25 protein-coding genes are annotated in these 26976 nt (G+C 40.5%); 12 read left to right on the top strand and 13 right to left on the bottom strand.

The window, feature by feature from the left end:
• Positions 1 to 289 precede the first annotated feature (289 nt).
• Positions 290 to 2728, top strand: a complete 2439-nt coding sequence (locus OO007_RS19890; protein WP_325810138.1) for a hypothetical protein — start codon at positions 290 to 292, stop codon at positions 2726 to 2728.
• Between the two features lie 233 nt (positions 2729 to 2961).
• Here OO007_RS19890 and OO007_RS19885 read toward each other — a convergent pair whose 3' ends face one another.
• The 3 genes from OO007_RS19885 to OO007_RS19875 are packed head-to-tail and all read right to left on the bottom strand — an operon-like array spanning position 2962 to position 7440.
• Entirely contained in the window at positions 2962 to 4380 is a 1419-nt protein-coding gene (locus OO007_RS19885) for a sigma-54-dependent transcriptional regulator (protein ID WP_325810137.1), read from the bottom strand.
• 3 nt (positions 4381 to 4383) lie between these two features.
• A complete protein-coding gene (locus tag OO007_RS19880; protein WP_325810136.1) occupies positions 4384 to 6276 on the bottom strand; it encodes an ATP-binding protein in 1893 nt (630 codons plus the stop codon).
• A gap of 12 nt (positions 6277 to 6288) precedes the next feature.
• A complete protein-coding gene (locus OO007_RS19875) occupies positions 6289 to 7440 on the bottom strand; it encodes an ABC transporter substrate-binding protein (RefSeq protein ID WP_325810135.1) in 1152 nt (383 codons plus the stop codon).
• A 237-nt stretch (positions 7441 to 7677) separates the two neighbouring features.
• Here OO007_RS19875 and OO007_RS19870 point away from each other — a divergent pair, with 237 nt between their 5' ends.
• The 4 genes from OO007_RS19870 (at position 7678) to OO007_RS19855 (ending at position 11827) form a co-directional block, all read left to right on the top strand.
• Positions 7678 to 8289 (top strand): DNA-3-methyladenine glycosylase family protein, encoded by a 612-nt coding sequence (locus OO007_RS19870; RefSeq protein ID WP_325810134.1) that lies wholly within the window; start codon positions 7678 to 7680, stop codon positions 8287 to 8289.
• Positions 8290 to 8532: 243 nt separating this feature from the next.
• Positions 8533 to 9804 carry an O-acetylhomoserine aminocarboxypropyltransferase/cysteine synthase family protein gene (locus tag OO007_RS19865; RefSeq protein ID WP_131906343.1) on the top strand — a complete coding sequence of 424 codons (1272 nt, stop codon included), beginning with the start codon at positions 8533 to 8535 and terminating at the stop codon, positions 9802 to 9804.
• Positions 9805 to 10147: 343 nt separating this feature from the next.
• Positions 10148 to 10486, top strand: coding sequence for a high-potential iron-sulfur protein (locus tag OO007_RS19860; RefSeq protein WP_131906344.1), 339 nt, complete (start codon positions 10148 to 10150; stop codon positions 10484 to 10486).
• A gap of 585 nt (positions 10487 to 11071) precedes the next feature.
• Positions 11072 to 11827: a hypothetical protein gene (locus OO007_RS19855; RefSeq protein WP_325810133.1), complete on the top strand. Its 756-nt coding sequence runs from the start codon at positions 11072 to 11074 to the stop codon at positions 11825 to 11827.
• A 98-nt stretch (positions 11828 to 11925) separates the two neighbouring features.
• Here OO007_RS19855 and OO007_RS19850 read toward each other — a convergent pair whose 3' ends face one another.
• Positions 11926 to 12240 carry a hypothetical protein gene (locus OO007_RS19850; protein ID WP_325810132.1) on the bottom strand — a complete coding sequence of 105 codons (315 nt, stop codon included), beginning with the start codon at positions 12238 to 12240 and terminating at the stop codon, positions 11926 to 11928.
• 257 nt (positions 12241 to 12497) lie between these two features.
• Here OO007_RS19850 and OO007_RS19845 point away from each other — a divergent pair, with 257 nt between their 5' ends.
• Positions 12498 to 13160, top strand: a complete 663-nt coding sequence (locus tag OO007_RS19845; protein ID WP_325810131.1) for an NUDIX hydrolase — start codon at positions 12498 to 12500, stop codon at positions 13158 to 13160.
• A 28-nt stretch (positions 13161 to 13188) separates the two neighbouring features.
• Here OO007_RS19845 and OO007_RS19840 read toward each other — a convergent pair whose 3' ends face one another.
• Positions 13189 to 14586 (bottom strand): pyridoxal phosphate-dependent decarboxylase family protein, encoded by a 1398-nt coding sequence (locus tag OO007_RS19840; protein WP_325810130.1) that lies wholly within the window; start codon positions 14584 to 14586, stop codon positions 13189 to 13191.
• Positions 14587 to 14802: 216 nt separating this feature from the next.
• On the opposite strand from OO007_RS19840, the gene OO007_RS19835 reads away from it, so the two are divergent.
• The 3 genes from OO007_RS19835 (at position 14803) to OO007_RS19825 (ending at position 18675) form a co-directional block, all read left to right on the top strand.
• Positions 14803 to 15672, top strand: a complete 870-nt coding sequence (locus OO007_RS19835; protein WP_442784355.1) for a PA4780 family RIO1-like protein kinase — start codon at positions 14803 to 14805, stop codon at positions 15670 to 15672.
• Positions 15673 to 15787: 115 nt separating this feature from the next.
• The gene (locus OO007_RS19830) at positions 15788 to 16747 is read left to right on the top strand and encodes a TAXI family TRAP transporter solute-binding subunit (RefSeq protein ID WP_325810129.1); all 960 of its coding nucleotides are present in this window, start codon (positions 15788 to 15790) and stop codon (positions 16745 to 16747) included.
• Positions 16748 to 16899: 152 nt separating this feature from the next.
• Entirely contained in the window at positions 16900 to 18675 is a 1776-nt protein-coding gene (locus OO007_RS19825) for a TRAP transporter permease (RefSeq protein ID WP_325810128.1), read from the top strand.
• A gap of 253 nt (positions 18676 to 18928) precedes the next feature.
• On the opposite strand, the gene OO007_RS19820 is transcribed toward OO007_RS19825, so the two are convergent.
• Positions 18929 to 19321, bottom strand: coding sequence for a DUF302 domain-containing protein (locus OO007_RS19820; protein WP_325810127.1), 393 nt, complete (start codon positions 19319 to 19321; stop codon positions 18929 to 18931).
• A gap of 161 nt (positions 19322 to 19482) precedes the next feature.
• Complete coding sequence (locus OO007_RS19815) at positions 19483 to 20106, bottom strand: DUF1456 family protein (RefSeq protein WP_325810126.1); 624 nt, start codon at positions 20104 to 20106, stop codon at positions 19483 to 19485.
• Between the two features lie 239 nt (positions 20107 to 20345).
• Between OO007_RS19815 and OO007_RS19810 the strand changes: the two genes are divergently transcribed.
• On the top strand, positions 20346 to 20852 hold the full coding sequence (locus tag OO007_RS19810; protein WP_131906354.1) for a DUF805 domain-containing protein: 507 nt from the start codon (positions 20346 to 20348) through the stop codon (positions 20850 to 20852).
• Positions 20853 to 20922: 70 nt separating this feature from the next.
• Here OO007_RS19810 and OO007_RS19805 read toward each other — a convergent pair whose 3' ends face one another.
• The 3 genes from OO007_RS19805 to OO007_RS19795 all read right to left on the bottom strand — a co-directional run bounded on the left by OO007_RS19805 (position 20923) and on the right by OO007_RS19795 (position 22597).
• Entirely contained in the window at positions 20923 to 21135 is a 213-nt protein-coding gene (locus OO007_RS19805; RefSeq protein WP_131906355.1) for an RNA-binding S4 domain-containing protein, read from the bottom strand.
• Between the two features lie 266 nt (positions 21136 to 21401).
• A complete protein-coding gene (locus OO007_RS19800; protein WP_131906356.1) occupies positions 21402 to 21983 on the bottom strand; it encodes a hemerythrin domain-containing protein in 582 nt (193 codons plus the stop codon).
• Positions 21984 to 22150: 167 nt separating this feature from the next.
• Positions 22151 to 22597: a hypothetical protein gene (locus OO007_RS19795; protein ID WP_325810125.1), complete on the bottom strand. Its 447-nt coding sequence runs from the start codon at positions 22595 to 22597 to the stop codon at positions 22151 to 22153.
• A gap of 65 nt (positions 22598 to 22662) precedes the next feature.
• On the opposite strand from OO007_RS19795, the gene OO007_RS19790 reads away from it, so the two are divergent.
• Together OO007_RS19790 and OO007_RS19785 are read left to right on the top strand one after the other, a co-directional pair.
• Positions 22663 to 23415 carry a rhomboid family intramembrane serine protease gene (locus tag OO007_RS19790; protein WP_325810124.1) on the top strand — a complete coding sequence of 251 codons (753 nt, stop codon included), beginning with the start codon at positions 22663 to 22665 and terminating at the stop codon, positions 23413 to 23415.
• A gap of 192 nt (positions 23416 to 23607) precedes the next feature.
• Complete coding sequence (locus OO007_RS19785; protein WP_325810123.1) at positions 23608 to 24930, top strand: hypothetical protein; 1323 nt, start codon at positions 23608 to 23610, stop codon at positions 24928 to 24930.
• 48 nt (positions 24931 to 24978) lie between these two features.
• Here OO007_RS19785 and OO007_RS19780 read toward each other — a convergent pair whose 3' ends face one another.
• The 3 genes from OO007_RS19780 to OO007_RS19770 form a co-directional block, all read right to left on the bottom strand.
• The gene (locus tag OO007_RS19780; protein WP_325810169.1) at positions 24979 to 25362 is read right to left on the bottom strand and encodes a YkgJ family cysteine cluster protein; all 384 of its coding nucleotides are present in this window, start codon (positions 25360 to 25362) and stop codon (positions 24979 to 24981) included.
• A gap of 101 nt (positions 25363 to 25463) precedes the next feature.
• Positions 25464 to 25670: a hypothetical protein gene (locus OO007_RS19775; protein ID WP_325810122.1), complete on the bottom strand. Its 207-nt coding sequence runs from the start codon at positions 25668 to 25670 to the stop codon at positions 25464 to 25466.
• Positions 25671 to 25706: 36 nt separating this feature from the next.
• The coding region (locus OO007_RS19770) for a hypothetical protein (protein WP_325810121.1) at positions 25707 to 26976 on the bottom strand (1270 nt) is incomplete at its 5' end.

The raw sequence follows: 26976 nt of genomic DNA, 5'->3' as shown, positions 1-26976 counted from the left end.
CTAAAAAACTGCCTATAAGTGGGGGGGTGTGAATTCAGCTATTTTATCGCGTATAATCGCTTAAAATACAAGAAGGTAGAGCAGTTTTGTAAGTTGACACTTGTAATTGGATAGCAGCTTACTTGGATTTTAGGGCTAATCTTACAATGTTATGGGCAAATACCTGCGTCATTAACTACGCAAAAACTTGTAAGTTATTGTAAATAGATGAACTTGTCTGGGCGCAAGTTGACCTATCTATCATGTGTAATCAATATTAATTAAGAAGTATAAAAATCAGGGGAATAATGTGGGTACATTAAAATCAGTTTTAATCTTAGCGGTATTTAGCGCATTGACCGCTTGCGGTGGCGGTGGAAGTAAAAGTAATAACACTTCTGACAATAATACCGATACGCCGCTTTCACCTGAACAACTCAGCACAGCGGAATTAGGCGTTTCTGCCAGCGGCGTGATTACGATTACAGGTCAGGCATCTCCTAATTCTGTGGTAAATATTACCTTTCCCGATGGTTCCAAAGAAACACTTACGACTGACTCCGACGGTAACTACTCTGCGACCAGTACTCACTCACAACCTTCTGGCGACACTACAATTATCAGCATTTCGAGCAATGGCCCTGAGACTATGATTATCTCCCCTACCGACGCCCCTACGGTGACTAATCTCAAAGCAAATTCTGATGGTTCTCTTGTTATTAGCGGTAAAGCAGCTGCGGACTCTTCAATAACAGCGGTTTTTCCTGATGGCAACACAGAAGTAGTGAGTGCAAACAGTAGTGGTAACTACAGCGTGTCTAGCGATGCATCTCAACCTATGGGTGAAGTGTTCATTACCAGTGCCAAAAACGATGTAACTTCTGCACCTACCATTATTGAAAGTAAATCAATTGAAAAAGCACTCTATCTGGCTACAGGTATATTACCTAAACTATCGTTCACACCTTCTGTGGGTGTCAATACAGAAGCACCTCAAGGTGGAGCAGATACGGCAGGAATGCCAATGCCATTTGCAGATATTTTCAGAACCGCGCGTCCTTTTGCCGAGCTTTCTGCCGATGGTACACTTTTAGATGAGAATGGCTGGGTGCTTGAATTTGCCGATGAGTCTGAGTTCTCTAATGGCACCCGTTTCGCGCGTACCAAACTATTGCAAGGCGCGTTAGACGATTCAATTCCAGAGGGTCAATACACTGTTATTTATGAAGGAGAAGGCATTCTGGAATTCGGGTCTTCCGGTGCTGTTTCTAATGTCAAAAAAGTAACTGGCGAAAATAAATACACCTTCGATTTGAATCTTCGAAGTTTTGATCTCGAAGACGAAGTCGCTGCTTCTGACACCAATGCCTTTAATATGAACGTTAAAGACATCAACACCAGCAACCCGATAAAGAATATCAGAATCGCGATGCCGGGCGGAACGTGCGCAGGCAATCCTTTCACTAGAGTTGATTCACAGGATGATTGTCCAGACGGAGACATTTACGAATCGTTTGCGGAGCGTTTAGAAGCGGACCGCAATGCAATTATCTTCAACCCTGATTACCTGGCATTTTTGCGTAACTTCAAAGTTATAAGAATGATGAATCTGATGGAAGCAAGCCTTAAAAAGCTCTGTTTTACTGCGGATGATTGCCCTGAAGGTGTAGGCACCTGGGATCATCGAGCGAAACTTGAAGATGCTGTTTGGGGCGGCAATGACGGTCGTACACCCGATGAAGATCATAAAGGCGTACCGATTGAAGTGATGGTTGCATTAGCGAATACCTTACAACGTGATATCTGGGTAAACATGCCGCATGTGGCAACCAACGATTACGTTAAAACCTATGCGAAATACGTTTACGATAACCTCGATACGAATCTGAAAGCCTATGTGGAATACTCTAACGAGGTATGGAATCCGGGCTTTTCTGCACACAGTTACGCCGTATCAAAAGGTATCGAGCTGGGATACGACACTGTTCCTGAGATATTTGAAGGCAGCAATAGAGATGCCGATTATTTTGCTCGTTTACGTTTTTACAGCAAGCGTGCCGAGGAAATATTCATTCTCTGGAAAGCCCAGTTTGATACAGAAAGTGATACCCGTTTGGTGCGCGTTTTAGGCTCATTTATTGGAGATAAAGTGCTCACCGAGCAGATGATTAAAGACAGTATCGTCAATATAAACAATATCGATGCAGTAGCGATTGCACCCTATTTCTTTGGGTGTCCTTATGAAGCGATCTGTATCGATGCTCCCAATAACCTTTTAGATGCAACCAGCGTTGATGATGTATTTGCTGCGATTGATCAGTCGAGTGATATCGATGTTAAATCTCTGGATGGCACTATCGAAGCGGTTAAAAGTCAGCTGACAATTACCAGTGCTTACAATCTTGATTTAGTCGCTTATGAAGGCGGACAACATTTAGTAACGGGTGTGCTGGGCAGCAATGATGTCAGTGAAGACGATAAAGCACGACTTCGCGCTCTGTTTAATGAGGCCAACCGAGATCCTCGGATGAAGCAGCGTTACATTACGTTCCTCAATGCATGGAAAGACCTGTCAGATGAAGGAACTGCACTGTTTACGCTGTATACATTACCGCAATCTTATTACCGTTTTGGTAACTTTGGGATGAAAGAGCATTTGAATATGTCACGTAACGATTCACCCAAATTTGATGGTGTGATGACCTTTCAGGAAGCTGTTGAAACGTGTTGGTGGGATAACTGCGAATAGTCTTTTGCCGTCACTTGATACTCATTGATATATCTTGTTATGTCATGATATCTATTGGCAAGAATTAAAATAGACACCCCCCTACTTACAGGCACTTTTTTTACCACGTATTAGCTTTTCTGTAGCTAATACGTGCCATAAAAAATCTTTTGCTTTATCCTGCTAACAGACACTGACTGGAAACCTTTACAGCTATAAGTAAGACTCGATTTTTTAGGCGAATATAGCGGTGTTTATGAACCAGATGTTTTATTTCTGGTTAAGCGCTTATTTAACGCCTGACGTGTCAAACCGAGTATTTTCGCCGCTTCACTTTGATTATTATTGGTTCGGCGTAATGCTTCTTTGATTAGATTATCGTTAAACTCTTTGATGGTTGGTAAGGTCTTGGTCTCGGGCGATATTGTTAATTCAGGCGATAAGCCCTCGCTATCTTCAACAGGATTATGATGGCTAGCATTTAAGGTAATCTGTTGTTTTAAATGTTCCACATTCAAGACTGACCCGGTTGTTTGCGTGACCGAATCATAAATCAGCATTTCAAGTTCTCTGACATTCCCCGGGAAATCGTATTGAGATAAGAACTCGTACAAGGAATCGGGGATTTCTATTTTAGACAGTTGTAATTCATTACAGGCTTTAATCGCAAAGTATTCACACAATAACGGAATATCTTCCTTTCGCTCTCTTAGCGGTGGAATTCTAATCGTGTGTATTTGTAAGCGATAGAATAAATCCTGCCTGAAATTCCCTTCGGTGATTAGCTTATTTAACTCGTGATGCGTGGCCGTAATAATACGTGCATTATTTTCTTCGAGGCTATCGGAACCCAGCGGATAATAATTATTTTCCTGAATTAATCGGAGCAATTTGATTTGTGATTGATGATCCAGATCGCCAATTTCATCGAGGAAGATAGCGCCTTCACCAGCTTGCTTAATCAGGCCTTCACGAGATGTCGATGCACCTGTAAATGCACCTTTTTTATGTCCGAACAAGGTATCACTAAACGCCGTATCATCAAGCCCTGCAATATTAACTGATACCATTTTGCCTTTTTTATTCGAAACATCATAAACCGCTTGAGCCATCAGCTCTTTGCCTGTTCCGGTTTCGCCTAATATCAGTACGGGTCGTTTCGATTGTGCGATCGCTTCGATATACACAAACAGCTTTTTCATCTCTTCATTAACGGTCAATATCGAGGAAAATGCTGGATTACTGGATTGCTTTACCGACATCAAAAAGTTTTGCACCGACATTAGCTCATCGCTAAGCGATTTGTTCTCCAGTGCATTCCTGATAACGTGTATTAGGCGTGATTGATCGACGGGTTTAACGAAATAGTCGTGCGCACCTAATTTGGTACATTCAACGGCGATACTCACTTGATCATTAGCAGTCACCATGATCACGATAATTTCCGGATATTCGATTTTGATTAATTTGAGTAATTCACTGCCTTCTATTACTGGCATGTGTATATCAAGCAAGATCACATCTGGCGTGTTGTTTTTGAGGTATGGCATTACCTCTTCTGAATTTGATATCGCCGTAACATTGGTGAATTTTTCAGTACGAAATAATAAAGAAAGACTGCGCAATACATCCTGCTGATCATCTACCAGTAAAATCGAACTTGTGTTATTCATTCCTCATCCTAGAGATATTCCTTCCTTATTATCCTTTGACTCAGATTTACCCTGCTTGATTGGAAGCTTGACGGTAAATGTTGAACCAAAGCCTTCTTCGCTCTCTACCCAAATCTCACCATGATGCAATTTGATTAGGGCATAAACAATGGACAAACCGATACCCGTTCCACCTATCGTTGACTTTGATGACTGGAACAAATCGAATACTTTATTGATATCTTTTTCCTTAATACCAATACCATTGTCTTTGATAATGACATAAACGTAATCTTCTGTCACAGATGTCTCTATTTTTACCTCACCCTGCTGATCATTTTGGAAATTCCTTGGATCACAAGCTTCCACAGCATTCAAAATCAGATTCACAAATACCTGATTGATCAACGATGAATTTGCTTCAAATGCCGGCAGTTCTACACTGTTATCAAAAACAATGTGTACCCTTCTTTTTTTAATTTGGGGCTGAAGCATCTTGATGGTTTCTACGATGATTTTGGGCAGTTCACACTTACTCATTTCCAGTGTTTCTTCGCCCCTGATGAAGGTAGATAAACCCGATATGATTTTTTCGATGCGTTTACTCGCACTCGCTGTATCTTCCATTGCAGCAGTCAGCAACCCGCGCATTTCATCGTAAGGAATATTCTGCAATTCTTGATCAGGATGCTTGGCGTAATATTCATCCAGAATCGGTAACACTTCATTCCAGCTATTCTGAATCACTTCCGCATTAATCTTGATTAAATTATTCGGATTATTAACCTCATGTGTAATACCAGTAACCATCACACCTAAGGTATTCATTTTATCTTTTTGTATTAATTTTGCCTGTTGTTGTTTTAGGCGTTTCTTTAACTCTACCGCCTCAGTAATATCAACAAACATTAACAAAGTGCCAAATTTATTGTTCCAGATGGCAGCAGAGGTATAAAAAAGAAAATCCTGATTAGTGTCTTTCAAATGAATTTCATTTCTTACTTTTCGATATTCTTCATTCTTTTTGTTCAGCGTCTGGATATCGACGTTGTAGATTTCTTTACCGTAATTAATGAAATACGGAGAAAATTGCTCGTAATCGATATCTTGCAGTGACTTTATGTCAAACATTCTGAGAAACTGTTTATTGCAAAAATCTATCTTGCCATCGGTACTAATCAAAATCCCCTGACTGGAATGGTCAACCAGCTGGAAGAAATTATTTTCACTGATACGATAGCTTTCCCAGAGTTCTTTCAAGTTTTTCAATAGTTCATTTATGGAACTGACAACGACATCCAGTTCATTTCTTTTACTCCGATTCCCTTCCAGAACTATTTCGTTATCGAGTAATTCGAAGGATTCAATTTTCTTCAAAGACTGGGTGATGTTGACAAGGTGTTTGGTAATCAAGAAATCGACAACAAACAAAATAAAGCCCGCAACCAGGAAGGTACGAATGAAGTTGATAAACAGCACGACAAAAAACTGATTAATTAATGACTGTATGGCGTGATCTTTACTTATATGGAAATCAAACTCACCGATATGAATAATTTCATTTCGTCTTTCGTATTTGAGGTTACGCTTATGTTTTATGGTATTTTTATTATTTTCATTACCCGATTCTGATATTTTTTCACCCTGAAACAATACGCTCGCATAGGTTACTTCTGGGATTGCCACCAATCCATCAAGTAACACCTGAATTTGCAACACATCCATATTCCAGGCGGCTGTTGAAAGCCCTTTCACATGACTTTTTGATATTTGTGTAGAAAGCGTATCGAGATACTCAATATCTTTTTTGTAATCTAAATATAGTTGCAAACTGGTTGCCAACATTGTGACGAACGTACTAAATATGAATACGTAAAACAGCAGGGTTCTATTTAGTTTATGAGTAATGGTATGCATTGATACTTCTTGTTAGTTAACGTTGTTAAAGACGTGACGTTCTTTGTTTAGCGTGCTTAGCTCATCAATCAATAGTTGTGATCCGAAATGACTGGTTGAAAAACTCTGGTTATAAGCCTTACTGAATTTTTTATAATCTATTTTCTTCCATAATTCCTGATCAAAAATACGCTCTATATCACTCAAATTTTCATTATTGACTGAGCTAAAATGCGTTTTCTTCTGGATGAAATCAGGATAAAAGTGATTGAATTGATCATGCAATAATACCATCAACCAGGCTCCATCAAAAATATGACCGCCTATGGAGCAAGATAAACGCTGATCTTTGATTTCCTCAAATGTCGAAGGTAACCAATCAATACCGCAGGTGAGCATGTCTTTGCCTATGACTCTGTTCATGTTCTCAGCACCTATTGCTGCGCCGCTTGCCATGTAATCTGAAGCAGACCAAATCAGATTGGTTTCGGGGAATAACTTCAGTAAGTTTTCAACGGTTTCTGTTGCTCTTTTCTTACTCCAATACGCATTCACAATGTGTAATAACTCCACATCATTATTCTCATCGACAAATGCCTGCAAGCCCTTCTTTCTGCTAATAGGTACCCGACTGCGATGGTCGCCGTTAATGCCAATAATATTTATTTTTCCATTTTTATCGGATAACTTTTTCTTTCTCGCTTCAGTGACTAATACTTTTGCTAACTGATAACCTGCCTGTTCGTCATCTGGCAATAAACTCCCTAACCATGTTTTCGATTTATACTGGTCATATTGACCTTCCTGGTAATCGGCATTGAATAAAAAGGTTTTTTGACCCAGCTGATTAGCCAATTTCATCAATTTAGCCGTGGCAACGACTTCGTTAACCATCACTAGATAATCTGGTCTTGTGGTTCTGTTTAATACACTCGTACCTATTTTTATCGTAGTGGTAGGGTTATCATCAGCATATAAAATTTCTAATGAAATTCCCAAATCATCGGCAGCATCTCGCATGATTTTATTAACAATATTAAAAAATTGGCTTTCAGCAAAATCTGGACTAATGAAAACTATTGATGGTTTTTTTATGGTACTAACTGTTGCGAGTACAGGGTATGAAAAAGCACAAACACCCGTAACAACCAATAGAGAAATCAGCTTTATAAAACATCGTTTCATATAAGTGAGTACACCTTAATTTTTATCCTTTCTTAATTGTTAATGCCGGAGGTTATCGATGAACAATAATTTGCATGCGTATATTTTTGAATATATTAGTACAGAAATCATTTATTGTTATGACTATTAAGCAGATAACCCTGTTTCATCGAAATTAACAGGGTATTTAATACACCTACTGTTATAGCAAAAATGCACAAAGATTATCGAGTTTTACACTCTTTCTGGATATATATCATGAACAATAAAATTATTAAACAAGGCCTCGATGAAATTGCCACACGGGATTCAGATGTAGCAACTGCATTACTTCAGTTGGGTTATCCAGAACCCAGGATTCGACCATCAGGGTTTGAAACTTTTTTCTCCATCGTGGTTGGTCAACAGCTATCCACGCATGCTGCAGCAGCAATTATGCTTCGTGCACGTGAACTATTACCTGAAATCACCGCCGAGAAAGTGCTCGCCGTTACTGATGAACAACTGCGAAGTATTGGGCTATCAAAACAAAAAACGACTTACATTCAAGGTATGGCAGAAGCCATCGCCCAAGGTGAGTTTACCCCTGAATCGCTTGAAACCATGGATGACGAAGAAGCGATCAAAGCGATTGTTGCACTCAAGGGTTTTGGCCCATGGAGTGCTGAAATATATTTGATGTTCTCGCTGCAACGCACCGATATTTTCCCCTCTGGGGATTTAGCCTTACTAGTAGCCTTACAAAAACTCAAAGGGCTGGATAAGAAACCAACCCCAGCCGAAGCTAAAAAAATAATTGAACACTGGTCTCCGTGGCGTTCAGTCGGTAGCTTATTTTTATGGCACTACTACCATGGTGCCCCTACCTGATTGACTACGTTCTTCTTTTAACAAAACGAAAATCGATTAAAAAATTAGTTTTATTAAACAGTATCCCTAAACCAGCCCCCCAAAACCAGTGCCCCTAAAACAATGTTTTATTAAATTTAATACACCCCCCTACTTTGGAGCCTTTTTTACGCTATTATTTAACCGAATTAAAAAACTACGTTGTTACAATAATTATACATTCACATTCATTATTTAATTTTCTCAAAAATAAAGAGTACCGCTATGAAATTAGAATCAATTGCACTTCACCACGGCTATAAATCGGAAGCGACAACTAAAGCTGCTGCCGTTCCTATCTATCAAACTACGTCTTATACGTTTGACGATACCCAGCACGGTGCGGATTTGTTCGATCTGAAAGTTCCCGGCAATATCTATACGCGTATCATGAATCCTACCAATGATGTTCTGGAGCAACGTGTTGCAGAAATGGAAGGTGGTATCGCCGGATTAGCCGTGTCATCCGGTATGTCTGCGATAACCTATGCGATTCAGGGTATTTGTGACGTAGGGTCAAATATCGTAAGCACTAGTCAGCTTTACGGTGGTACTTATAATCTATTCGCTCATGCTTTGCCTCGTCAAGGTATAGATGTTCGTATGGTCACTCACGATGATTACGAAGGTTTTGAAAATGCGATAGACGAAAACACCAAAGCCATTTTCTGTGAATCCATTGGTAACCCAGCCGGTAATATCGTTGACTTGGAAAAGTTAGCAGAAATTGCGCACAAACATGGTGTCCCGTTAATGGTTGATAATACGGTAGCGACACCATTTTTATGTCGCCCTATCGATTTTGGCGCTGATATTGTGATTCACTCTTTGACTAAATACATCGGCGGTCACGGTAACTCTATTGGTGGAATGATTGTTGATTCGGGTAAGTTTGACTGGGTGGCTAACAAAGCCAGATTCCCTATTTTGAATGAGCCAGACCCTTCTTATCATGGTGTGGTTTATACAGAAGCGCTTGGCCCAGCCGCGTATATTGGTCGTTGTCGTGTTGGTCCATTAAGAAACACCGGTTCGGCACTTGCACCACACAGTGCATTCCTGATTTTACAGGGCTTGGAAACACTCGGGCTTCGTATGGAAAGACACTGTGAAAACGCAGAAAAACTAGCCGCTTACCTTAGCAATCACGAAAAAGTGAGCTGGGTAAATTACGCAACATTGCCAGATAGCCCTTACGCTGAAACCTGTAAAAAAATTACCAAAGGTAAAGCATCAGGTATTTTGAGCTTTGGCGTTAAAGGTGGATTAGAAGCCGGTGGTAAATTCATAGATGCACTTGATATGATCTTACGTTTAGTGAATATCGGCGATGCAAAGTCATTGGCTTGTCATCCTGCAACCACTACACATCGCCAGTTAAACCCAGAAGAATTAGCCAAAGCCGGTGTCAGTGAAGATCTGATAAGAATCTCGGTGGGTATTGAAAACATCGACGATATCATTGCTGATGTGAGCCAGGCTCTGGAAAAAGTATAAGCAAACACCAAGTGTTAAAAACGCTATAAAATAGCGCTAAAACTGCCGGAAATTCTTTCCGGCAGTTTTCATTCTAGTCTACAAAAATCTAAACGCACATAATACGCTCTGAATTTATTAGTTCTTTATTCATAGCTCAATCGCCATTTATTCATCATTTACTCGTCTTGTTCTAAAAAAATACGCTCAAATTCATTACAAAATAAAAATAAATTGAGTGATAAATATCAATGCTCTGTTTTTTTTAAAGGAAGATACTCTCGTTCGCGCACACTCAATCATGGCTATCAACACTGATAAGCCATAACTAAAATGTCTTAACTAATAAACGAAGGACAAAAAAATGGAACAAAGTATTATCGATCTAAAACGTAGAAACATTCTTAAGAAAAGCCTTTTTGGTTTATCGGCAGTTGTAGCAGCGTCAATCATTGCACCAAGCGTTTACGCTGATGATCTTCCAGAACTCACTGAAGATGATCCAATGGCAATAGGCTTAGGTTACAAAAAAGATACAGCCACTGTAGATGGTGCTGTTCAGACTAAGCACACGGCTGAACAAAGCTGTTCTTCATGTGTTTTATATACGAGCAAATCTGATACAGCAGGCACTTGTACTATCTTTGCAGGAAAACAAGTAAGCGCTACGGGCTGGTGTACAGCTTATGCCAAGAAAGCTTAAGTTTGTGTTTCCGTTTGAATAAACACTTATAAAAAGCTAAGCGCATAAATCTTTCGATTAATGTAGTGAAGCCGAAAAGCTGAGATCGCTTTTCGGCTTTTTTATTTGTCTGAACGAGTATCTCGAATAACCCATTCGATCCTGCCTAATTTTCTTTATTCACCATTATCGGTATTCCTTGTTTTATTGATCCTTGTTTTATTTGACCAATTTTCCTCGTTTATCCGCTATCAATGGCTTTTAAACATTCAAGCATTTTTTGTTTACTACATTAGATTTGTTGAAATACATATTCTTTTAAGTCAGTTTTGTTAAGTCTTTGTAAATAAATGTAAAGAACTAAACCATTACCTTATCCAGCCCTCATACCTTATATAGGTTGTAACAATCTATTTAAGGAGACCTATACACGAGAATGATGCCGGATAAAAATGGCTTGAATTCCCTAGTTTTTCCGTAAAACACGATAAATGGCCTTACTATTCATCTTTTTTTACTAAAAACCTAAGAAATTACGCTCATTTATCTCTCGTCATATTCTCATCATAGATCTCGAAAATTATTTAACTCAGGAAGGAGTAACAGATGAAGAATTCACTATTAATAGCATTGCTAGGCCTAACAGTTTCGGTAGTAACGCCTTCAATCGCAGCAGCGGATGACTTTAAATTTGGTCCGAATAAAAACTATAAAAACGATCAACACAGAAACCATAAACACAAACGCGTTAAAAAAGATGTCGCGAAACATCACAACGCCAAACAAAAGCAAATTCGTCGCGTGACTAAGGTGAAACCTCCTAAGCCACCAAAACTTCATCAACTTCCGCACAAAAGAATAATCGCAAAACTAGATAACAAATCTCAAAAGAGACACAACAAGCGTTATATCGATAATCGCAAGCACGTTAAAAAGCATGTGAAACCTCATAATGAAAGACGTCATTATAATAAGCCACAGTCGTCGTTCTCAATTACATGGAGTAGCAACGCACCCCAAATCGGCTATAACAACGTGCACAGAAAAGGCGTTTACAACAAGGGGGCACGCCAAGCGTTTAATATCTATGAACGTCAGAAGAGACAACAGAGTAGAATTCATCAAGGCAGAGAAAATGGCCAACTAGTAAAGCGTGAAGTAAAGCAACTTCGTCAGGAACAGCGCCAGATTCAACATAAGATTGCTTACTATAAGCGCGATGGAAGATTAAACCGTCACGAAAAATCAAGAATCAATCATTTGCAAAACGTTGCTTCTAATAATATTCGTAACAAGATGAATAATCGTTTAACACGCTGGTCTCAACCAAGAAATAACCACTACGATTATGCCTGGTACTAAGCAACAGAGTTTGAACTAACATTACAGGTACTTTTATTAATACCTAGATACATACAAAAAGCCCGGATAAGCCGGGCTTTTTGTATGTAAAAATCGGATTAATCTTTCTTGGAAATTTTGTCTTTCACATTATCAACAAAATCATCAGTGGCATCTTTTACATTATCATAGGCCTCATCAGCTGCAGATTTCACTTCATCGGTAGCATTGCTTAACGCATCAGTGACTGATTTCTTACAAAATGCAGGGCCCAGGATTTTAGCCCCTAAACAGACGCCCGTTGCTGCGACAAATGCAGTGACTAATAGACCAATAATGGAGAAGAATTTACCGAATAACGCAGTCAGTAAGAACATGACAGATAAAACGGCAAATACGACACGCAATTCACAACTTAAATTTTTCTCAAACATAGCGATACCTCCATTTAATAAATTTAACTGATGCCAATATAAACTTAGTTACTGTTTTCTACTAGATTATCTTGCTGTTGAAATTTAAATGATTAAAATTTAGATAAAATGAATCCTAACTGCTAAGGTTAATTTAAAGATAAGCAGTTAATCATTAGCCTGATAGATATCAGCTATATGCAAGTTAATGCAAGAATATAGACATAAGCCAGTAAGTAGATATAAGTAAATAAACAGACGACAAAGATAATTTTAAAATGAAAATAATCAATGACTTAAGTCCTGAAGAAATTCAGCAATGTTTAAACAAACAAATACCATCCAGTTATGATGTTCCTACTTCTCCCGGCAATAGCAACAACAGTGAAACGGGCCAATATCCCAACCAACTGAATAAAGCACAACGCAAAGCGGCAGTCTTGATCCCTTTTCTAAGAATTGAAGAGAGCTGGCACATTCTGTTTATTCGACGCTCAATTATCGAAAATGATATGCACAGCGGGCAAGTTGCCTTTGTCGGCGGCAAGCATGAAGAAAATGATCCGTCCATCATCCATACCGCATTGCGCGAAACTCATGAGGAAATCGGGATCGATCCTAACGATGTTAATGTACTGGGAAAATTGAACCCACATTACACCGTAAGTCGGTTTGAAGTGACACCCGTAATCGCCACTGTAGCCTGGCCTTACGACCTAACTTTACAAAAATCAGAAGTCAGTCATGCCTTTACTTTACCGCTAGATTGGCTGGCAGATGAGAATAACCATGAAATCCGTTATCGCGAAGTGCCGAATGTAAAAGAACCTATTCCAGTGTTGTATTTTAAGGAATATGAAGGTGAATTATTATGGGGTGCGACCGCTCGAATGACAGATTCTTTAATTAAGACACTGAAAAACGAACCCGTAGATTACTAAAGGCACCCCCCACCTTTGAGGCGTTTTTTTATTGAGTCAGTAAATCGCCTTCTTCTGCACATAACGCTAATACTTTATCTACAATTTCACTCGTTGTATCAACATTCCCTAAAATCAAACGGATGCCACTACGACCTTTAAAGCTTGCGTAATCAATAAACGCAGACCCTTTGCTTTTCAGATTTTTACAGATGGTAATATTAAGCTCACGCAATTGTTCTTCTGTCAGTGCTTCTTCTGGTTCGTATCTAAATAGAATATTCAAATACGCTGAAGGTGCTAATAATGTAAAACGTGGGTGAATTTCAATTTGCTCAACACAATGAGCTTTCATGATTTGCAAATGATCGACTTTTTTCGCAAAACCCTGGGAACCATTGGCTTTCCAACTCATCCACACTTTTAATGAATCTGCTCTGCGCCCACACTGAATGGACTTCTCACCCAGATTAAAGTCTGCATTCTCATCCTGATGGAACAAGTACTCACCACCGCCGCCAGCAATTGCGTCTTTCAACATGCCTGGATTTTTCACCTGAATACCCGAAGCCGTCAAAGGTACACTGAGTAATTTGTGCGCATCCCAACTCATCGAATCGGACAACGAAACATCTGACATTAGATGACGATGGTCTTTGCTGAACAACACAGGTGCGCCCCATGCGCCATCAACATGCAACCAAAGCGCATAACGTTTAGCAATTTCAGCACACGGCTTAATCGGATCATAAGCACCTATAACTGTGGTACCTGCGGTTAACCCAATGTAAAAAGGCGTATGTCCTTTTTCCAGGGAAGACTTGATCTCTTTTTCGAGTTCCTCAGGTATCAGGCGCCCTTCTTCATCACTGGCCACACCGATCAAATTATCCGTACCAATCCCTAATAAATTGGCAGCACGCTGACTGGAGTAATGCGCCTGATCAGACACATAAGCGACTAGGGTTTTACCTTGTAAGCCCAAACGTTTACAGTCACCTACTTTATGATGACGACCTAACATCATGCCAATAAGATTACCCTGACTGCCACCACTGACTAGCACACCTTCACCGTGTTCGTAGCCAATCAATTGATTCCATTGCTTGATTAATTCTAACTCCATCAACGTTGCGACGGGACTCATTTGATAGGTATGCATATTTGCATTGCTTAAGCTTGCTACCCATTCACCAAACAATGCTGGTGCATTTAAACCGGAATATAAGAGTTTGAAGAAGTCTGTTTGACTGACATCTGGGTTAAGTCCCACATACTGTTTTGCAAACGCAATAAGTGTCTCTGAATCACAGCCTGAATCTGATAATCCAACATCTAATTTCTCAAGTACTTCTCTGGCAGAAGCCGCCGTATTAACGGGACGATCTTTTTCAAAATCCTGGATGACTTGCTTGAGCATTTCTAATTCATTATTCAGGTTGTGCATTGTACTTTTCCAGATTGTAATCGCTTATAACGAAAAATTATTTAAAGAGATTTGACTGGCAAACAGCTAATCAAACTAAGGATTGAGTATAGGACGATATTTTTAAATTATTCAGGATCATAACAAAACATTTTAAAGCCTTACCAATATAAAGAAAATTTAACAGGACAAGCATATTCCCTAAGCACTCAAAATAAGGTACAAAGGGTCTCTAAAATAATTGGGGTAACACGCATTAAAATTCCAAAGAGAATACAACCTCTGGTAGATGATGGTTTAGTCGATGAAGTACTAAGCCGCTTGATGAGCGGAAAAGAAGCTGATGTTTACGTAGTTCGCTGTGGTACTGAAATACGTGCTGCAAAAGTCTATAAAGAAGCGGCTAAACGTAACTTCAAGAAAGCCGTGCAATACACCGAAGGTCGTAAAGTTAAAAATAGCCGACGCGCCCGTGCCATGGAAAAAGGCTCTAAATTCGGCCGTAAAGAACAAGAAAAAATCTGGCAGAATGCCGAAGTCGATGCGCTGTATTTGCTTGCAGATGCCGATGTGCGTGTGCCCGAGCCTTATGGTTGTCTCGATGGGGTTCTGTTAATGGAACTGATTGTCGATAAGAATGGCGATGTAGCCCCACGTCTTGGTGATGTCACTATGACCGAAGAGGAAGCAATCGAGAACTTTGCGATCGTCATGCAGGATGTTGTAAGAATGTTATGCGCCGGTACCATTCATGGTGATTTATCCGAGTTTAATGTACTGCTAGACGAATACGGACCAGTCATTATCGACCTACCTCAAGCGGTTAATGCCGCTGCTAACAACAACGCGAAATCCATGTTATTTCGCGATGTACAAAATATGATCACTTACTTTGGTCAGTTTGATCCTTATCTGCATGAAACGCATTTTGCCGAAGAAATATGGCAGCTCTATGAAGAAGGTAAACTCAAGCCCGACACAATTTTAACCGGTGAGTATCTTGAAGATACCAGTGCCGCCGATGTGGATGGCGTACTTGAAGAGATTCAGGCAGCCTTCGATGAAGAACAAAGCCGTTTAGAGCGTAAACGTGAAAACGATGCTTAATATTTAAGCATCCCGCTAATTTCACTCATTTTTTAACGGATATTCACACTATCTTAAACTACGCTTAAGCTTATAAAAAAAGAAAAGTGACTTATTTAACCAGGAGAAATAATTTATGAAAACTAAATTTGCTATATTCATGGCAACCCTAGCGCTAGGTTTAACCACCAGTTTAAGTGCACAGGCAGAAACGCGCGTTACCTTTAAATCGGCGAAAACCAGCTCATCTTATTACCAGATGGCAGTACAACTTGCTGAGGCCATGAAAAAAGGCAGCGATGGCGAAGTGATTGTGACCGTCGAAGAGAGTCAGGGTTCGGTACAGAATGTTATGGAAGCGGCAAAACGACCTGGTAATTATGTATTCACCACGCCTCCGGTTCTGGTCAAATTAGCACAAAAAGAAATTGCCATGTTTAAAGGCAAAGGTAACCCTAAATTTAGCGAGATCCGTGCGTTATTCCCGATTCCTTCGTTAACCATGCACTTTGTAGTAAGAGCAGATAGTGGCATCACTGATTTCGCAGGATTAGAAGGCAAAACAATGCTTATCGGCAAAGGCTCATTTGGTGCGAAAGAAGGCACAAAATACCTAAAGCTTTTCGGCCTAGAAGGTAAAGTTAAGCAAGCCGGTGCAGAGTTAAACGCAGCCGTTGCAGCCCTCAAAAATAAACAAATCGATGGTTTTGTTACCGCAGGTTCATACCCAGCACCTAATGTTATCGAAGCTGCGGCAAGCACCGGCGTCTCTATTCTTTCTTTAACAGACGACCAGATAAAGCAAACCAAACGTACTCGTCTAGTGATCCCTGCTGGCACTTACACGGGTGTTGATAAAGACACTGTGACCACATCATTACCTGTAGTTGCTCATGCGACCACTCAAATGGATGATGACACGGCGTATTTACTCACTAAAACGTTCTGGACACAAAAAGAAAATTTAGGAAAAGATACCGCTTGGTGGAATGCTGTTACACCTAAAATGTTAGAAAACGTGCATGGCAAACTTCACCCTGGTGCGCTTAAGTATTACGACGAGATTAAAGTAGACGTTCCTGAAGCGATTCGCTAATCCGCTTTATCTATAAGATTGTTAGTAACACAATGAAGCAGGCTCTATTGCTTGCTTCATTGTTTATAACCGTTGCTAATCATCATCGTTAATAACCGTCCAAAAACAGTTAATACCCAATAAATCCAAGTAAAAAGAAACAAGTATAAAAGATGCTTAATAAAAAAGAGTCACTCGGCTCGACTGAACCACTCTGGGTGCTCCTCGGCGCACTCTCAGTGGTTTTTCATATCTGGCTTATTTTCAGTGGCTTAATCCCTAGTTTAGTTAGCCGCCCGTTGCACATGGCACTCGCACTTCCGTGGGTATTCATTTATCTGGCGAAAACAAAAAGTGCCCAAAAGTGGGGGGGTGTATTTACTGTCCTGGGACTTGCGGCGTGTTTTTATATTGTTTTTAAACACGAATTATTATCAGATCAATACGGTTCATTAGAAGGACAATGGCAAATCTGGCTTGCCGGTTTTCTGATTATTTGTGTATTGGAGATGGCTCGACGCGCCATTGGCTGGCCATTACCAACAATAGCTGCACTCGCGCTTTTATATGGATTATTTGGTAGTCACTTGCCTGGTGAATTTGGACACCCGGGCTTACCCATAGAAAGTTTTCTCGGAACCATGACCGTTGCAGAAGGCGGATTATGGGGTAGCCTTACCGGCGTTTCAGTCAATATAGTCGCCATTTTTGTGATTATGGGGGCTGTTCTTAATGCTGGTGAAGCGGGTCAAGGTTTTATGAATCTTGCAACCTCTGCGGCTGGCAGACTCAAAGGCGGAGCTGCCAAAGTCTCCGTACTATCCAGTGCTTTGTTTGGCTCTATCTCTGGTTCTGCCTCTGCCAATGTTGCATCAACTGGCGCGATTACCTTGCCGGCGATGGAAAAACTCAATTACCCTAAACGACTTGCTGGCGCTGTAGAAGCCGTGGCTTCTTCTGGTGGACAAATCATGCCACCACTCATGGGAGCTGGGGCTTTCGTCATGGTGGAGCTCACAGGAACTCCCTATACTCAAATTATGGGAGCAGCCATCTTGCCTGCGGTCTTATATTTCTTAACCGTCTGGATTGGCATCAATGCCTACGCAGATCGCTATGATCTACAACCACTCGCAAAAGACCAATTACCCGAAAAGCGCACCGTTATCATTACGGCTAGTTTTTTTGCGGTGCCTTTTATTATTCTATTAGGGCTGATGTTTATCGGCGGCTATACCCCACAATTTGCAGCAGCAGGCGCAATTCTTTCTGGCTTTGTATTGTTATTTCTTGATGCCAACTTAAGTATCGATATAAAACGAACGACGCAACGCTTAAAGAGCGTATGTCTGAATGCAGGCGAACAAATCGCCGTAATTGCATCGATTATTCTTTGTGCAGGATTAATTATCAGCGTGCTAGGACAGACTGGCCTTGGTATAAAAATTACTTCGTTAATTTTATCCGTAGGTGGCGAACAGATCTGGCCAGCGTTATTGCTCACCGCCCTAGCCTGTTTAATTCTAGGGATGGAAGTACCCACTACGGCTGCTTATGTGATTTGTATTTCAGTTGCAGGTCCTGCGCTACAAAAACTAGGATTAGAACCACTCATTGCGCACTTGTTTGTCTTTTGGTTCGCACTGTTATCTACCATCACCCCGCCAGTTTGCGGAGCTGTTTTCATTGCAGCCGGTATGATCGGCGAAAACTGGTTGAAGGTAGCGCTTACAGCAATGGCTTTGGGTGTTGGGCTATATATAATCCCATTAGGAATGATTGCCAACCCAGCGATAATTACGATCGCGACTGATCCACTTATGGCCTTATTAGTATTTGTAAAACTTGCCGTAGGATTGGCATTTGTTTCCTATGGGTTAATCGGCAAGCCAAAAATTCTCATAAAAGCAGGATTAATCGTTGCAGGTCTATTTGCTGTTTTTATCTAGTATTTATCTAGTATTTGTCTGGTTTCAAATAGCATAATTAGACTCATCGATAGAATCAGTAAGTCACCCCCTACTTTGGGGGATTTTTTTACGATATTTCTTTTAACTGGTTTACCAAGCAAAACCGTCATTTTATCGTTGACACAAAAAAGCCAGAGAGGTATTTCTGTCTGGCTTTTTTGTGTTTATAGTTCAGTGTTTAGTTCAGTGCTTAAATTCAGTCAAACACTCGTATAAAAAAATGGTCCTCAGTTTACAATGCTTCCAACTCCGCAATAACCGCATTGATATGCTTGGTCGCTTCAGTTGCTACAGCCTGAATCTCAGGATTCATATCAAGCGTGAGTACCTCTTCTGGTGCCATAAAATCAAAGAAAGTTTCACCATCCACTTCTCGTACCGCAATCGTACAAGGTAATAAAGCACCAGCCTTGGGTGAAGCAGTTATAACCTGTTTTGCCATTGCCGGATTGCATGCACCCAGTATTTTGTAAGGTGGGATATCTTCACCGAGCTTGTTTTTAATCGTAGCCTGAACATCCACTTCGCTCACGATACCTAGCTTGTGATTCATGCAGGTTGCTTTTAGTGTTTCGATAGCTTGATCAATAGGTTGTTTGATGCTGGTAGATAATGTGTAAGACATACATACTCCAAGAATATTTAGGAACAAAAAAAAGGATACTAAGATGAATGAATTCAACCCACATTGATATTAAGCAAATTAACTCATTTAGTCTCTTTAATAAGAACGACCGGTATTAGGTCCACACACGCCACACATTCAGAGAGATTTACTGTGCCTTATTATTTATCTGTATCTGACTTAGTATCTAGTTTCTTTTTCCATTGATAACCTGCTGGAGGTGCTACGTTAGACGACCCAACAGAAGAAGGTTTTGCCGCTGATGGTTTCTTAGCTGACGGCTTTTTCGCCGTGGTCTTTACAGTAGAATTCGAAGGAGCAATTTTATCGGGACGATGAATCACCTGCAGACCATGCAGGAAGTTACGTAAAATCTGGTCTTTGCATTCACGATAATGTTTATGGCCGGGTTTTCTAAAAAAAGCACTCAGTTCGTGTTTGCTCATTTTAAAATTAGCTTTTGCCAGAATATCCAGTACATCTTCGGCTTGTAAACTCAAAGCGATCTTCATTTTCATGAAAACCTGATTGTTATTGAGTCTCTTTTCAAGCGGTGGTTTAGGGCCTTCGCGTTTACCACGTTTGGATTCGATAAAGTTATTCAAAAATAATGCGAGCTGACTATCAGTCAGTGCTACTTGTTCTGGATCATCATCGCGTTTCAACCAATTACTGATTTGAGCACGTGTTACTTTTTCATCCGCAGAACTCATTAATGCGATCATTTTTGAATCATCAAAATTAAAGATAAAACGAACGCGACGCAAAATATCATTACTTTTCAAAAAATATACCCTCAAGGCAAATAACAGTGATTGTCTTTGCAGACCTTATAGTTAAGAACTGTACCAGAGTTTTAAAATATATACTCTATTAGATCAATAGGCACCCCCCTACTTTTAGGCCCTTTTTTTTACGCGCTGTTAAATCAATCCTTCTATAAACTGTTTTTATCAGTTTAAGCTAACATTCATGTCAGGTGAGATATAGTGTCCGAAAATTTTATAATAAATAAGGAAAAAACATGTCAGCGAATAATCCCTACGCAACGCCACAGGCGCCACTCACAACAAGAGGCACTGAAACTGATGGTGTCGGAGACCTAAATATATTTACTGCAGCCGGAAGACTCGGGCGTATTCGCTATTTGATGTACACCATGGGTGTGGGTCTTGTAGGCGGCATATTAGCGATGCTGTTGTTTATGATTCCGTTTATTGGCATTTTCCTAGGCATTGCATTGTATATTGGCATTATTGTGATATCTGTATTGCTTACGATTCAACGTTGTCACGACTTCAACAAAAGCGGCTGGTTTTCTTTATTGTTATTAATACCCATTGTTTCGTTGATCTTCTATTTCTGGCCTGGCACAAAAGGCGAAAACAATTTCGGGCATCAACCACCACCAAACAGTACAGCGATCACCATAGGTGCATTTATATTATTAGCACTGTTTGTGCTTAGTATTGTAGCGGCTATTGCTTTACCTGCTTATCAGGATTACGCGCTTCGCGCTGCAGGGCAGTAAGATTTATGTGATGAAGCCAGCTATATGAGCTGGCTTCATTATTAATAGCAGTTAAGTATAACGAATATAATTAAACCAGATTCAACTGGTACTCTTCACCGTTAAATTCAATCACATCACCGTTAACGACTTTTTTTCTTTTTCTCGTTTCAGTCACGCCATTCAGGGTAACAAACCCTTCAGCAATCACATGCTTGGCTTCGCCACCACTCGGTAGAATGCCTTCAAATTTTAAGACTTTATAAAGTTCTAATGGCTCGCGGGTAATTTCAATTATGTGCATGGATGATACTCTTCAATAAATCTGTAATGAAGCAGCATAATGACAAAGGATCGGGCGTGAAGATAGTCCGAGACGCAATTAAACTGAGTTAATTGGTGTAACATTAAAGAAACATTGAAACAATATTTGAGTATATTGGAGTAATGACTTTAGTAACAATCCAGATAATATTATCTGTAGATTTAATTAGGCACCCCCTTACTTATAGAGGGTTTTTACAAGGTGTTTATGCAGGCTGAAAAACGGGTCTATACACTATCGATACACTAAGAAATATCAACAACTTTGCGACTGCTTTTATAAATCGGATAAAGGATCTTTTCTTCTCGTTCGATTCTCTCTTCTAACAGCGCTCCCATCTGCTTAAACTCCTCAAGAAAAAACTCTATATTGTCTTCAGTGACTGGAATACAAGGACTCTGACTTAGAAACGAAAAGATAGAAATTGAAATGTTTTTCATCTCAGATGAAAACTTAGCCACCACTTTCTGCTCGGTAGAACTTTTAGAACTCGCCATCATTTTCAGATAGCTATAAAGTCTTTCGTCTTCTATCTGAATGTGATTTGTGAACTCGGTAGCAAACTCCACGAGGGTGAGTTGTAAGCTCACGATGTCTTTTTCTCTCGCTTGTTTTAAGGCTTTCCTATACAGCGCCATGATTTGAATATGATCATTTTCTAGTGCGCCAATCAGGCTGACATCGTAGGTGTGGAGTATTGAATTGATATCATTTTTCAGGTTATTGCTGTTGCTAATGCTGGGCTTGGAGCTCACAGTGTTATTAGCGCTTTCTTTGGCCAATTCCTTGGTCTTTTTTTTATGAGAAAATACTTTTAAAGAAGGCATGAGATATTCCGAAACAACTCTCTAATTATAATTATTTTTCTAAACCCAATAACTAACACATCAATAAACGATCGCTAATTTCCTATTTGCCATTTTCTATTCTGGTCAGTCGTATGACAGTTATAACCTTGTGTGCGAATATACTAGCACTGTTTCAACAATATCGATTAACGAATCCGATAAGCCGTATGACAAGAAACGCACGCAGCCGTGATATCAGATAACGCTTTGTATGCTGGCAACAAATCGCCTTCCTGCGCTTTTAACGCAAAACGACTGGCTGCACGATGCATATCGGTACCCGCAGCCTGCATCCCTTTGGGCATCATACTCGCCATATGGCTAGCGCCGTGGTTATCCAGCGAGCTCATGCCCAATCTGTTTTCAGCCACATCTGCCGCTTTATCTGGTTCGTTATTCCCCATAAATTCAAGAATTTCATTCAGTGCAGCGACGTGATCTCGCATATTCGCCATCATATGTTGTTGCATCATCTCAGGAAATTTCACAAGCTCACGCGAATCATTATTCGACATATTTGCGGTTACATTTGTGCTCATCGAAAATACTGAAAACAGCAGGATTAATTTAAGAACATTGAGTTTGTCTTTCATAGTAATTTCTCTATTTTAATTGGTTATACTACAGCTACTTTAAAATATGTATGGTATTTCAATCAATGCAAAGTCCACTTCAATTATTGTCGAGTGTCGTCAATATTCTTATCGCGATAAACATCGTGATGTTTATCGGCACGTCAGGAAACCAGAGTGGATTAAACGATCTGCTTGCATTGCACTTTTCCCAAAACGAAAACTACCATGTATGGCAATACGTGACTCACATGTTTATGCATGGAAGCTTGCCACACTTACTGTTCAACATGTTCGCATTGTGGATGTTTGGTACTCAACTGGAAAAAGTCCTCGGTAAATCACGCTTTATCCTGTTTTACTTTGCCTGCGGTATCGGCGCGGCGTTAATTTACAATGCGGTTAACCAGTTCCAGTTTAATGAAGTTTACGACATTCTGGTTAATGCAGGTATCAGTACCGCTGAAATTAGCTCGATGATTGCGCAGCAGGTTTATCCACCGAAAATACTCAGCGCCGATCAAGCTTCAACCATGCTTAATATCTATCATGCGCCTATGGTTGGTGCTTCTGGGGCCATTTACGGCGTGTTGGTGGCATACGCGCTGACCTTTCCTAACGCCAAGCTGATGCTGATATTTATTCCTTATCCGATTGCGGCCAAGTATTTTGTGCCGGTACTTATTGCTATAGACCTGTTTTCTGGTGTAACAGGATTTTCATTATTTGGTGGCGGTGTTGCTCACTTTGCACATGTTGGCGGTGCCATTATTGGTTTTATTTTAATGCTGGTATGGCGAAATATTATCAAAAGAAGCCAATCCTATACGGGCTTTTAACTGCCTGAAATTTGTTAGAAAGAAATGAGCAACGCAATACGTTTTACATTTCAAATACAAGAATCAAAATGACAACGTAAAAACACGCATCTATTCATCATGGGTTTGGTTTAAACATGCTATTTTTCAAGTATTTATAACAAATACTAGAAACCAGACCTGACTATTTTGATACGACGTTACTTATTAATTTTGATTGCTCTATGCCCAGTCATTGCTGGCGCATACCCGATTACGTCTTACCTTGAGATGGTAAAAGTCAGCAGTGTCAGTAATTCGTGGAAATCATTAACGTTAGATAATTCCTACTCTAATCCGGTTGTTGCCTGTACCTATAACTTAACATCGGGTGCGAATGCAGAGGGTTCGGTCAGAGTACAAGTGCTTGGGTCAACAATTCAAGTTAGAGTGCAACGCCCGCTAAATGGTGCTGTTAGCGCATCTGATGTCTACTGTACAGTCTCTGAAGCTGGCTCATACACTTCCCCGATAAAATACGAAGCGTATACCATCGATTCAACCCAGACCAACAGTAATGGTAATTGGGGGATTCCTAAAACAATTAATGTCACCGGTTCTAAAGTTCAAAACTATACCAATCCCGTAGTCACGGGTCAGGTAATGAGCTTTAACGATCCAAATTTTGTCACTTTCTGGTCAAGCGCTTGTAATAAAAACAACCCCGCCACCAACGCTGCTATCTGTGTAGGGAAGCATACAGGTGAATCGGATATTACCACCGAATATACCGAAACCTTAGGGTACTTCATTGCAGAACAAGCTGAATATACCTTAGCCAATGCTCATGTGAAAATTGCCTTGGGTGCGGATACTGTAAGAGGCGCAGTGACGCCCACACCTGCACCTCCGTATAACTACACTTTGCCGCGTTCTTACAGTTACGCAACAGCGACACTCTCAGCGATGGATGGTGGTGATGGAGGCTGGGCCGTTCTCTATGGATCAAACCCTATCTCCACTTCTATCAGCTTAGCGATTGATGAGGATACCGTCAGAAATACCGAAAGAAATCATACAACAGAGCAAGTTGCTTACTGGGTGATGGAGCCCATTCAACATCCAGAATTAAGCTTGAAGAAAACCATCGCGACAATTTACGACCCAATCAATCTGACAAGCAACCCAAAATCGATACCAGGCGCAGTACTGGAATATACGCTTCTGGGGGAAAATTCTGGTGATGGTCCGGCAGATAATAATTCCATCGTTTTAACCGACTTAGTGCCGGCAAACACAAAACTGTGCGTGGCGGATATCGCTAATTGTAAAGCACCCTACTTTACCAATGGCGCACAAAATAGCGGTTTAAGCCTCGCTTCGACAACGTATTCGAACGACAATGGCGCTACTTACACCTATACCGCAACTCCCGATGCAGAAGGTGCAAATACCGTAGTAACGAATTTTAAAACCGCAATGAGTGGAAGTTTTCAGCCACAAACAGGCGCTACAGCTCCTTCGTTTACGGTAAAGTTTAGAGTGATACTGGACTAGCAACTCACATATTCATTTGACTTGCGTTATAGCAAAAAATATAAGGGCTTATTCTAATGCCGGACGACTATCAACCATAATGCGATCCAAATCCTGTTGCGCTTTTTTCGGGTTTGCCTTGTCATTATCATCCAGCATTTCACAACCATCCTTAATCATTTCAGTAATGGTCGAAGGATAGTAACGGCAATCTTCAGGTCGATCGAAATAGATATCGCAGGTGTACACATTGGAGTCTGGTGCTTTTCTCAACCACGGGCAAAGCTCAATCAGTTTACCAGTTTCCGGACTCGTCCAGATTTTGCTATTAGCCACATACTCTGCAATATCAGGCCGGAAGACCTCCCAATATTCGATTTCATCTGGCGAAGCTGAGAGCTGACCATTGCTGTATTTGATACAGCATTTTCCGCATGAATTACATTCTTTGATAAGCGCCTCTCCTTACTGCGATAAATCTAAGACGATAATGATAATAAGGGCACCCCCCACCTTTGGGGCACTTTTTTCTGTTTTGTTTACTGCTTTATCGGTTACTCGTTTGATTTTGCTTTAACGGCATTATAAATAATCATGAGAATTAAAGAGCTTATCGCACCCGACGGCACCCCCAGCACTATCATAAAAAAGTAACCCGCACTCTCGCCGAACACAGAATAAACAAGCACCGTCAAAATCGTTGCAATCACCATTGTGCCGAGCGCTATAGTAAGAAATATATTTTTATTTTCGTTAGTCATTCTGTATTTGTTTTAATGTTCAATTGCATCACAAAATCAAGGTGCTTGGTAAGCGGGTAATTCAACCACATAAGCATCTACCGATTGACCATCGTCAGCACCACTCCAGTCAGAGCCAAACAACACACGAGTTCCCGATGGGCTAATCACCGCATGCGGCTCACCCCAGTAATCAAACTCATTTTCATCAGCACGATGATGTCCAATGCGATACACCTGCACATTATCTTTATCTTGCACGTTTGCAATGATCAATTCCTGATCTAACAATGCTTGGCCGTCTTCCTGATATCCAACCATCGATGCAGCGATCCAGCCAGGATTACGATGTGCCAATGCCGAAATATGCGTACCCGTTTTGGCATAATCATAACCTTGCCTCTGACTAATCACATCAAAGCATTCAGCCGTTGTGAGGTCATGCGCAATGATATTACCATCACAACCACCCTGAGGACCTGGGTTAAATTCGACGGAGAATAAGGCATCATTACCATTTCCTAAACGGCCCAGACTTTCATGTTCTGGATTATTCTTATTCAATTGGCGTAACGCGACACCATCTGCACCATAAACCGTTGTGTGATGAAAATAGCGCTTTCCACTGGGTGCTGGCATCGGTGCCAAATAACGAACATCAGACATACTAAACGTGGTTAAGGTATTCGTAGAAATCCGATATGAAAATGCAACATCATTGGCACAGCGGAAACCAAACACGTCAGAATCGTAAGACATCATCTGTACATCGTTACCCAAATTCACGCTGTACTGATCGCAATTCGACTTTTCTGCCAGATTCACCAATACCTTCTTATTGCGCGTGCTTACTGAATAGCGGATTAAATCCGCGGTGATTTTATCGACATAGTAAAAGTTATCGGGGTTCACATAATCCCAGAAGATCTGTTCGATATCATCGGGAATTACATCATCCAGATTGCGAATAAAGGCATAAGTGTGGCCATCCAGTAATTGATGAACGCCATTCGCCTGATCGTATAAAAGCATAAACGATTCATCCGCATTCCATGCCTGAATCGTGCTGTACATCGGTTTAATGACATTTCCCCTACCCGCATTACTGATACGACGAATGCTGGTGCCAAATGACGGATCGGTGATCGCTTCGAGATAAACAGGTTTGGCGATATCCTGCATCGGGTGCAACGCCATATCATTCGCGGTCAGCCCTTGTGCTGGGTTTGCAGAACTCGGGATTGGATTAATTTCTGTTTCTGTTTCTGTTTCTGTTTCTGTTTCTGTTTCTGTTTCTGTTTCTGTTTCTGTTTCTGTTTCTGTTTCT

The organism is Cocleimonas sp. KMM 6892 (assembly GCF_035798195.1).
GTDB lineage: Bacteria > Pseudomonadota > Gammaproteobacteria > Thiotrichales > Thiotrichaceae > Cocleimonas > Cocleimonas flava.
Note: the sequence above shows the minus strand (reverse complement) of the source record. Positions and strands in the feature narration are given on the sequence as shown.